Annotated in this window: 9 protein-coding genes and 1 pseudogene; 4 read left to right on the plus strand and 6 right to left on the minus strand. The window is 51.0% G+C overall.

Annotated elements, in window-relative coordinates:
* The 3 genes from DD606_RS10705 to hisIE form a co-directional block, all read left to right on the plus strand.
* On the plus strand, positions 1–498 hold a 498-nt coding region (locus DD606_RS10705; protein WP_129258614.1), incomplete at its 5' end, for a HisA/HisF-related TIM barrel protein.
* Complete coding sequence (hisF, locus tag DD606_RS10710; protein WP_129258616.1) at positions 480–1,256, plus strand: imidazole glycerol phosphate synthase subunit HisF; 777 nt, start codon at positions 480–482, stop codon at positions 1,254–1,256. The genes DD606_RS10705 and hisF, both read left to right, overlap by 19 nt.
* Positions 1,250–1,861, plus strand: a complete 612-nt coding sequence (hisIE, locus tag DD606_RS10715) for a bifunctional phosphoribosyl-AMP cyclohydrolase/phosphoribosyl-ATP diphosphatase HisIE (protein ID WP_003859480.1) — start codon at positions 1,250–1,252, stop codon at positions 1,859–1,861. The genes hisF and hisIE overlap by 7 nt, the downstream gene beginning before the upstream one ends.
* 38 nt (positions 1,862–1,899) lie before the next feature.
* Here the strand turns inward: hisIE and wzzB are convergent, their stop codons facing one another.
* Positions 1,900–2,880 carry an LPS O-antigen chain length determinant protein WzzB gene (wzzB, locus tag DD606_RS10720; protein ID WP_100397582.1) on the minus strand — a complete coding sequence of 327 codons (981 nt, stop codon included), beginning with the start codon at positions 2,878–2,880 and terminating at the stop codon, positions 1,900–1,902.
* Between the two features lie 192 nt (positions 2,881–3,072).
* On the opposite strand from wzzB, the gene DD606_RS10725 reads away from it, so the two are divergent.
* Complete coding sequence (locus DD606_RS10725) at positions 3,073–4,077, plus strand: NAD-dependent epimerase (protein ID WP_100397581.1); 1,005 nt, start codon at positions 3,073–3,075, stop codon at positions 4,075–4,077.
* 48 nt (positions 4,078–4,125) lie between these two features.
* On the opposite strand, the gene ugd is transcribed toward DD606_RS10725, so the two are convergent.
* From ugd to DD606_RS10750, 5 genes and pseudogenes are all read right to left on the minus strand, one after another.
* Positions 4,126–5,292 (minus strand): UDP-glucose 6-dehydrogenase, encoded by a 1,167-nt coding sequence (ugd, locus tag DD606_RS10730; RefSeq protein ID WP_003859477.1) that lies wholly within the window; start codon positions 5,290–5,292, stop codon positions 4,126–4,128.
* A 239-nt stretch (positions 5,293–5,531) separates the two neighbouring features.
* The gene (gene rfbA, locus DD606_RS10735; protein WP_017693099.1) at positions 5,532–6,413 is read right to left on the minus strand and encodes a glucose-1-phosphate thymidylyltransferase RfbA; all 882 of its coding nucleotides are present in this window, start codon (positions 6,411–6,413) and stop codon (positions 5,532–5,534) included.
* The gene (gene rfbB, locus DD606_RS10740; RefSeq protein ID WP_129258618.1) at positions 6,414–7,499 is read right to left on the minus strand and encodes a dTDP-glucose 4,6-dehydratase; all 1,086 of its coding nucleotides are present in this window, start codon (positions 7,497–7,499) and stop codon (positions 6,414–6,416) included. It lies immediately after the preceding gene.
* 89 nt (positions 7,500–7,588) lie between these two features.
* Positions 7,589–8,995: an NADP-dependent phosphogluconate dehydrogenase gene (gndA, locus tag DD606_RS10745; RefSeq protein WP_006811221.1), complete on the minus strand. Its 1,407-nt coding sequence runs from the start codon at positions 8,993–8,995 to the stop codon at positions 7,589–7,591.
* 164 nt (positions 8,996–9,159) lie between these two features.
* Positions 9,160–9,520, minus strand: a pseudogene (locus DD606_RS10750) (phosphomannomutase CpsG); the annotation flags it as partial.

Consider the following 9,520-nt stretch of genomic DNA (forward strand, 5'->3'; position numbering starts at 1 on the left):
GGCGTGCGTACGGAAGCCGATGTTGCCGCCTTACTGGACGCGGGCGTGGCGCGCGTGGTGGTCGGTTCGACCGCTGTGAAAGATCCTGAGACGGTCAAGGGCTGGTTCCGCCGCTTCGGTGCGGATGCGCTGGTGCTGGCGCTGGATGTACGCATTGACGAGCAGGGTAATAAGCAGGTCGCGGTCAGCGGCTGGCAGGAAAACTCCGGCGTAACGCTGGAAGAGCTGGTCGGGATGTATCTCCCGGTAGGGCTGAAGCATGTGCTGTGCACGGATATTTCACGCGATGGTACGCTCGCAGGATCTAACGTCTCGCTGTATGAAGAGGTATGCGCGCGTTATCCGCAGGTGGCGTTTCAGTCCTCTGGCGGTATCGGCGACCTGGCGGATATCGCCGCTCTGCGCGGAACCGGAGTACGCGGCGTGATCGTGGGTCGCGCGCTGCTGGAAGGCAAATTTACGGTGAAGGAGGCGATTCAATGCTGGCAAAACGGATAATTCCCTGCCTGGACGTGCGTGATGGTCAGGTTGTAAAAGGCGTGCAGTTCCGCAACCACGAGATCATTGGCGACATCGTTCCGCTGGCAAAACGCTATGCCGAAGAAGGCGCAGACGAACTGGTATTTTACGATATCACCGCCTCCAGCGATGGCCGCGTGGTGGACAAAAGCTGGGTGGCGCGCGTGGCAGAGGTGATTGATATTCCCTTCTGCGTGGCGGGCGGGATTAAATCTGCTGACGATGCGGCGAAAATTCTCTCTTTCGGTGCGGACAAAATTTCAATTAACTCCCCTGCGCTTGCCGACCCGGAGCTGATTACGCGTCTGGCGGACCGCTTTGGCGTGCAGTGCATTGTCGTGGGGATCGACACCTGGTTTGATACCGCGACGGGAAAATATCACGTTAACCAGTACACCGGCGATGAAAGCCGCACGCGCGTCACCCAATGGGAGACGCTGGACTGGGTGCAGGAAGTGCAAAAACGCGGTGCGGGTGAGATTGTGCTGAACATGATGAACCAGGACGGCGTACGCAACGGTTACGACCTCGAGCAACTGAAAAAAATGCGCGCGGTCTGCCAGGTTCCGCTGATTGCCTCCGGCGGCGCGGGCACCATGGAACACTTCCTTGAAGCCTTCCGCGATGCGAACGTAGACGGCGCGCTGGCCGCCTCCGTGTTCCATAAACAGATTATCAATATTGGTGAGTTAAAAACGTACCTGGCCGACCAGGGCGTGGAGATCAGGGTATGTTAACAGAGCAACAACAGGCGCAGCTGGACTGGGAAAAAACTGACGGATTACTGCCGGTGGTTGTACAGCATGCCGTTTCAGGCGAAGTGCTGATGCTGGGATACATGAACCAGGAGGCACTGACAAAAACGCTTGACAGCGGCAAGGTGACGTTTTTCTCGCGCACCAAACAGCGCCTGTGGACGAAAGGGGAAACCTCGGGTCACTTCCTGAATGTGGTCAGCATTACGCCAGACTGCGACAACGACACCCTGCTGGTGCTGGTCAACCCGATTGGGCCTACCTGCCACAAAGGCACCAGCAGCTGCTTCGGCGAGGCGAGCCACCAGTGGCTGTTCCTCTATCAGCTGGAACAGCTGCTGGCAGAGCGTAAATCAGCGGATCCCGAGAGCTCGTACACGGCGAAACTGTACGCCAGCGGCACCAAGCGTATTGCGCAGAAGGTGGGTGAGGAAGGCGTTGAAACGGCGCTGGCGGCCACCGTGCATGACCGTGAGGAGCTGACGAACGAAGCGTCGGATTTGATGTATCACCTGCTGGTGCTGCTTCAGGATCAGGAGCTGGATTTAACGACGGTGATTGAGAATTTGCGGAAACGGCATAAATAAAAAAGACCGGGGAAACCCGGTCTTTTTTTGTGTGTAAATCAGGCTCGTGGCTTGTAGTTTCTCAGCGCGTTACGGCCAAGGACGACAGCAGAACCGATGATCCCGCCGAGGAGAACGGCAAGGATGAGGGTGATGGCCTTTTTCGGGCTGTCACGCTTGATTGGCAGATCTGGTTTCATCACGTAACGATAGACGTGTAACGTGTCTGGGTTAACGTTGAGGTTTTCAATGTCCAGTAAGTTCTTTTTGGTCTGATAGTAAGAGCCAGGGAAGACCAGCGGACGGGACGCCTCGTTATCAACCATTGATTTGAGCGCTACGGTGCCCAGCAGGAACATGGTTTCCTGAGTAACATCCTGCGTTTGCTGGAGCTGCGGTGTGCTAATTTTCGCCGCTTCCGCGTTCTTAAGTGCCTCAGAAATTTGCTTGATACGCAGATCTTTTTGCTCCTGTGCCACTTTCTCCTGATTCTGGAGGGAGTCGTTCAGGGTTGTGATTTGTTGTTTCAGGTTGTCTCTGAGGTCAAGCGTCAGTTCTTTAGCGGTCTGTTCGTCAACCTGCTGGATGTACTGAGCGAGTTGTTTTTGTGCCGCTTCAGCCGATTCGCCCTGATAGGTCACCGTTAAGGGTAATCCCTGCCCTTTAACAGTCGGTTCAATCGTCAGTTTCTCAGGCTCTTCTTGATTATCAAGCGCTTGTGCTAATGCTGAGAAAGATGAATTGAAACGTCCAATGGCACGAGTTTGAATGTCCAACATCGCAGGAGCTGCGCCGCCATAGAGGATATTCAAAGCATTGGAATAGGTGGCGATCTGTGCCGCATCAGGCTGGGCTATGATAGCAGATGACGTCCATTTCTCTTTGGCTACAGTAATATAAATAACGGCGAGAACGATAAAAGCAGCAACAAATGCCCCTATTACCCACTTACCACGCCACAGCTGTAGCACTAAATCCAGTAAATCAATTTGCTCCGGGTCATTGTTGCGTGTGACCAGGTTATCGTTGTTGTGCGTCATACAATCCCTAACAGATGAAAAAGGGCAAAAACAATCTTGTTTCCATAGTGTATCTGTTGCTGGCGATTTTTCTATAAGAATCCGATGAGTTATATCGGAAAGATGGGTTATGTAAGTGAAGTACGACGCGCTATCATAGTCGGATTCTGATGTCCTGGGGCATCAACAAGAACACTGTAAATGAGGGAAGCTATGAAATTTCTGGTAACGGGTGCCGCGGGTTTTATCGGTTCTCATGTCAGCAAGCGCCTGCTTGGTGCAGGGCATGAAGTTGTTGGGCTTGATAATCTGAATGATTACTATGACCCAAACCTCAAGCTCGCTCGCCTCGAACTGCTCAAATCCGAGAGTTTCACCTTCCACAAGCTAGACTTAGCGGATCGCGAGGGCATGGCTGCGCTCTTCGCCAATGAGAAATTTGACCGCGTGATCCATCTTGCCGCCCAGGCGGGCGTGCGTTACTCGCTGGAAAACCCGCATGCCTACGCAGATGCAAACCTGGTAGGTCACCTGAACGTACTGGAAGGCTGTCGCCACAATAAGGTTCAGCACCTTCTGTATGCTTCATCCAGCTCTGTCTACGGCCTCAACCGTAAGATGCCGTTTTCTACTGACGACTCCGTGGATCATCCGGTATCCCTGTATGCGGCAACCAAAAAAGCTAACGAGCTGATGTCGCATACCTATTCGCATCTGTACAATCTGCCTACCACTGGCCTGCGCTTCTTTACCGTGTATGGCCCATGGGGCCGACCGGACATGGCGCTGTTCAAATTCACCAAAGCCATGATTGAAGGCAACAGCATCGACGTATACAACTACGGCAAGATGAAGCGCGACTTCACCTATATCGATGATATTGCGGAGGCGATTATCCGCCTACAGGACGTTATTCCTCAGGCCGATGCCGACTGGACGGTCGAAGCCGGTTCGCCAGCAACCAGCTCTGCCCCGTATCGCGTGTATAACATCGGTAACAGCTCACCTGTCGAACTGATGGATTACATCACCGCGCTTGAAGAGGCGCTGGGGAAAGAAGCGGTGAAAAATATGATGCCGATCCAGCCGGGGGACGTGCTGGAGACCAGCGCGGACACCAAAGCGCTGTATGACGTTATTGGGTTTAAACCACAAACCTCAGTCAAAGAAGGCGTGAAAAACTTCGTCGACTGGTACCGCAACTTCTATAACGTTTAAAAACAAAAAACCCGGCACAGTGCCGGGTTTTTTATATCACGATTTTGATCAGTCGCTGCCGAACAAATCGCGGGTATAGACTTTATCTTTCACGTCCGCCAGCTCTTCCGCCATACGGTTGGAGATAATTACATCCGCTTCTTTCTTAAACGCATCCAGATCGCGGATCACACGCGAATGGAAGAACTCATCTTCCTGCATCGCCGGTTCATAAATAATGACCTGCACGCCCTTCGCCTTAATACGCTTCATGATCCCCTGAATGGAAGAAGCGCGGAAGTTATCGGAACCGCTCTTCATGATCAGGCGATAAACACCCACCACTTTCGGCTGACGCGCCAGAATGGAATCCGAGATGAAGTCTTTACGCGTGCGGTTGGCATCCACAATGGCAGAAATCAGGTTGTTCGGCACCGCCTGATAGTTAGCCAGCAGCTGCTTGGTATCTTTTGGCAGACAGTAGCCGCCGTAACCGAATGACGGGTTGTTGTAGTGGTTACCGATACGCGGGTCAAGACACACGCCCTCGATGATCTGACGGGTGTTCAGACCTAAGCTCTCGGCATAGCTGTCCAGCTCGTTGAAGTAGGCCACGCGCATAGCCAGATAGGTGTTAGCGAAAAGCTTTATCGCCTCTGCCTCAGTGGAATCGGTGAACAGCACCGGAATATCTTTTTTGATTGCGCCTTCCTGAAGTAATGCAGCAAAACGCTCCGCACGCTCGGAACGCTCGCCAATCACGATACGGGATGGGTGCAGGTTATCGTATAACGCCCTGCCCTCGCGAAGAAACTCCGGTGAGAAGAAGACATTATCAATACCCAACTCTTCTTTAATCGATTTGGTGAAACCCACTGGAATTGTCGACTTGATGATCATCACTGCGTTCGGGTTGATTGCCGTAACGTCTTTAATCACCGCTTCAACGGTAGAGGTATTGAAGTAGTTGGTTTTAGGATCGTAGTCGGTTGGCGTGGCGATGATGACGAAATCCGCATCGCGGTAAGCATCTTCTTTGTCCGTGGTAGCGCGGAAGTTCAGCGGTTTGGTCGCGAGGTATTCTTCAATTTCTTTATCGACGATCGGGGACTTCTTCTGGTTAAGCATGTCCACTTTTGCCTGCACGATATCCAGCGCAACCACTTCATGGTTTTGTGCAATCAGAATACCGTTTGAGAGACCAACATAGCCTGTTCCGGAGATGGTTATTTTCATTTGTTTGACTTCTACACGTTTGAGTTTTTGATGACCATAACACAGTCACCACAATGATTAACTAAGCGTTTTTTATCGCTAACCTTCATTCGCTGTCAAGGTTTCAGGTTTTTTGAAAAATGTTTTTGCTCAACAAAAAGTCCTGTCGTAACACTAAGCAAAGTACCTGTTTTACAGCGACAATAAGACGTTAAAGGGCAGTCGAGAGTAAGCAGAAAAAAACTGCTTACTTCGTCAAATCAGACTAATCCCTTGGTCAGATTCAGCAGATACTGACCATACCCGGTCTTTTTCAATGGTTCAGCGAGTACCCGAAGTTGTTCGGCATCAATAAAACCTCGTCGGAACGCAATCTCTTCAGGACATGAAACTTTTAGCCCCTGTCGCTCTTCAATTGTGGCGATAAAATTGCTTGCTTCGATCATACTCTGATGCGTTCCGGTATCCAGCCAGGCGTAACCGCGCCTCATCATCGCGACAGACAATCGTCCCTGCTGCATATAGATGCGGTTGATGTCGGTAATTTCGAGTTCTCCTCGCTCGGACGGCGTTAAACTTTTGGCCATCTCAATCACATCGTTGTCGTAAAAATAAAGACCGGTTATTGCGTAATTACTCTTGGGTTGCTGAGGCTTCTCCTCAAGACCAATTGCAGTACCGTCTTTATCAAACTCAACGACGCCATAGCGTTCCGGATCGCTGACATGATAGGCGAATACGGTCGCCCCCTCTTGCTGGCTTGCTGCGCCTTCAAGCAGTCTGGGGAGATCGTGTCCGTAGAAAATATTATCGCCTAATACCAGCGCACAATTATCCTCACCGATAAACTCTTCACCCAGAATAAAAGCTTGTGCCAGTCCATCAGGACTTGGTTGCACTTTGTACTGGATATGCAATCCCCATTGACTACCGTTCCCGAGCAATTGTTCAAAACGCGGAGTGTCCTGAGGCGTGCTGATAATCAGAATATCCCGTATACCTGCCAGCATAAGCGTAGAGAGCGGATAATAGATCATTGGCTTATCGTAAATTGGCAACAATTGCTTACTTACGGCCATAGTCACGGGATAAAGACGTGTACCCGATCCGCCAGCTAATATAATCCCTTTACGTTTCGTCATTTACTTACGCTCCCCATAATTCTGCTCAATCCAGCTCTTATAGGCGCCGCTTTTCACATTCGATACCCATTCCTGGTTATTCAAATACCATTCAACCGTTTTACGGATGCCGCTTTCAAAGGTTTCCAGGGGAGTCCATCCGAGCTCGTCGCTAATTTTATGAGCATCAATTGCATAACGTCTGTCGTGACCTGGTCGGTCCGCGACATAAGTAATTTGTGCGCGATAGGATGTTTCTTTCGGTACCATGTCATCGAGCAGATCACAAATGGTCTGAACGACTTCAATATTTTTCTTCTCGTTATGGCCGCTAATATTATAGGTTTCGCCCGGCTTACCCCTGGTCAGAACCGTATACAGTGCACAAGCATGATCTTCAACGTATAACCAGTCACGGATCTGATCGCCCTTTCCGTAAATCGGCAATGGTTTATTATCCAGCGCATTAAGGATAACAAGAGGGATCAGCTTTTCAGGAAAGTGGTATGGGCCATAATTATTCGAACAATTCGTCACAATCCCGGGTAAACCATAGGTGCGTATCCAGGCACGAACTAAATGGTCACTGGACGCTTTTGACGCTGAGTAAGGGCTACTTGGCTGGTACGCTGTTTTCTCGGTAAACAGCGGTAACGGGGTGGAGTCATAAAGTTCATCGGGATGAGGCAGATCGCCGTAAACCTCATCAGTTGAAATATGATGGAAACGGAAAGTAGATTTTGCTGCCTCATCCAGTGAAGACCAGTAAGCACGACTTGTTTCTAACAGGATATACGTGCCAACAATATTGGTTTCAATAAACGCAGCGGGACCGGTAATAGAACGGTCGACGTGGCTCTCGGCAGCCAGGTGCATTATCGCATCAGGCTGATGGGTAGCAAAAATACGCGCCATTGCCTCTTTATCACATATATCGGCATGCTCAAAAACATAGCGCTCGCTATCGCTTACTTCACGCAAGGATTCCAGATTACCGGCATAGGTCAATTTATCAACGTTAACAACGCTATCCCGAGTATTGCTAATAATATGTCGGATAACCGCGGAACCGATAAAACCGGCACCGCCAGTAACTAGAATTTTCACGCAATCTATTCCATTAAACAGTAGGTGGATCGGGTAAGATAAAAAAGCCCGGTATCGCTACCGGGCTTGATGGCATGGCTAACCGTATATTAATCCAGCCATTCGGTGTGGAACACACCTTCTTTATCCGTACGCTTATAGGTATGCGCACCGAAGTAGTCACGCTGTGCCTGAATCAGGTTCGCTGGCAGAACGGCAGCACGATAGCTGTCGTAGTACGCCACCGCAGCGGAGAAGGTTGGAACCGGGATACCATTCTGCACCGCGTACGCAACAACATCACGCAGCGCCTGCTGATATTCGTCAGCAATCTGCTTGAAGTAAGGCGCCAGCAGAAGGTTGGCGATACCCGCATTTTCAGCATAGGCATCGGTGATTTTTTGCAGGAACTGGGCGCGAATGATACAGCCGGCACGGAAGATCTTCGCAATCTCACCGTAGTTCAGATCCCAGTTGTTCTCGTCTGAAGCTGCACGCAGCTGAGAGAAGCCCTGCGCGTAAGAGACGATTTTACCCAGGTACAGTGCACGACGGACTTTTTCAACGAATTCAGCTTTGTCACCAGCGGGTTTAGCCTGAGGACCAGACAGCACCTTAGATGCCGCAACGCGCTGCTCTTTCAGAGAAGAGATATAACGTGCAAATACGGATTCGGTGATCAGGGATAATGGCTCACCCAGATCCAGAGAGCTCTGGCTGGTCCATTTACCGGTGCCTTTGTTAGCGGCTTCATCCAAAATCACATCAACCAGGTATTTACCCTCTTCATCTTTCTTGGTGAAGATATCTTTGGTGATGTCGATAAGGTAGCTGTTCAGCTCGCCTTTGTTCCACTCGGTGAAGGTCTCTGCGAGCTCCTCGTTGGAGAGGTTCAGACCGCCCTTCAGCAGAGAGTAGGCTTCAGCAATCAGCTGCATGTCGCCATATTCAATGCCGTTGTGAACCATTTTCACGTAATGACCAGCGCCATCAGGACCGATATAGGTCACGCATGGCTCGCCGTCTTCAGCTACGGCTGCGATTTTAGTCAGAATAGGCGCAACCAGTTCGTACGCTTCTTTCTGACCGCCAGGCATGATGGATGGACCTTTCAGAGCGCCCTCTTCACCGCCGGATACGCCGGTACCAATGAAGTTGAAGCCTTCAGCAGACAGTTCACGGTTACGACGAATAGTGTCGTGGAAGAAGGTGTTGCCGCCATCGATAATGATGTCGCCTTTATCCAGATACGGTTTCAGTGAATCGATAGCTGCATCGGTACCTGCGCCCGCTTTCACCATTAACAGGATACGACGAGGTGTTTCCAGAGACTCAACGAACTCTTTAACCGTATAGAAAGGAACCAGTTTTTTGCCTGGATTCTCAGCGATGACTTCTTCGGTCTTATCACGGGAGCGGTTGAAAACGGAGACGGTATAACCACGGCTTTCGATGTTGAGCGCCAGGTTGCGCCCCATCACTGCCATACCGACAACGCCGATCTGTTGCTTGGACATTACATACTCCTGTCAGGTGTGGTCGCCGCGACTAGTGCGCGGCTTGAAATGTGTATCTGATGTTAACTCAGGATCGGATGATAAGAATAGCGTTTGCTGACCTATGTCACACCGATTGCATAATCCTGGTACATTTAAACCGCCAAAAATGCAGGCTTTAACAATCACTTTCTTAGCAGCGCAAGAATTTCCTCTGTTTTTTCTTCCATGAGTGGCACATCAGCCCGGGACTCAACGTTCAGGCGCACCACCGGCTCGGTGTTGGAAGAGCGCAGGTTGAAGCGCCACTGCGGGAACGCCATGCTGATGCCGTCGGTACGGTCAATCTCCAGCGCATGAATGGCAAAGTGCTGTTCCACGCGGGCAATGGCCTCAGCGGGCTGTGCCAGTTTGCTGTTGATCTCGCCGCTCGCCGGGAACGCCGCCATGCGGTCGCGCACCAGTTCGCCCAGGCTCTGCCCTTTCAGGCACAGCAGCTCGGTCACCAGCAGCCACGGGATCATCCCGCTGTCGCAGTAGGCAAAA

The organism is Enterobacter cloacae complex sp. GF14B, from assembly GCF_004136805.1.
Taxonomy (GTDB): domain Bacteria; phylum Pseudomonadota; class Gammaproteobacteria; order Enterobacterales; family Enterobacteriaceae; genus Enterobacter; species Enterobacter hormaechei_C.

What these genes read in the sequence shown, in the direction of transcription:
- hisF (WP_129258616.1), top strand. Translation starts at nt 480, where the DNA reads ATGCTGGCAAAACGGATAATTCCCTGCCTGGACGTGCGTGATGGTCAG.
- hisIE (WP_003859480.1), top strand. Translation starts at nt 1,250, where the DNA reads ATGTTAACAGAGCAACAACAGGCGCAGCTGGACTGGGAAAAAACTGAC.
- wzzB (WP_100397582.1), bottom strand. Translation starts at nt 2,880, where the DNA reads ATGACGCACAACAACGATAACCTGGTCACACGCAACAATGACCCGGAG.
- DD606_RS10725 (WP_100397581.1), top strand. Translation starts at nt 3,073, where the DNA reads ATGAAATTTCTGGTAACGGGTGCCGCGGGTTTTATCGGTTCTCATGTC.
- ugd (WP_003859477.1), bottom strand. Translation starts at nt 5,292, where the DNA reads ATGAAAATAACCATCTCCGGAACAGGCTATGTTGGTCTCTCAAACGGT.
- rfbA (WP_017693099.1), bottom strand. Translation starts at nt 6,413, where the DNA reads ATGACGAAACGTAAAGGGATTATATTAGCTGGCGGATCGGGTACACGT.
- gndA (WP_006811221.1), bottom strand. Translation starts at nt 8,995, where the DNA reads ATGTCCAAGCAACAGATCGGCGTTGTCGGTATGGCAGTGATGGGGCGC.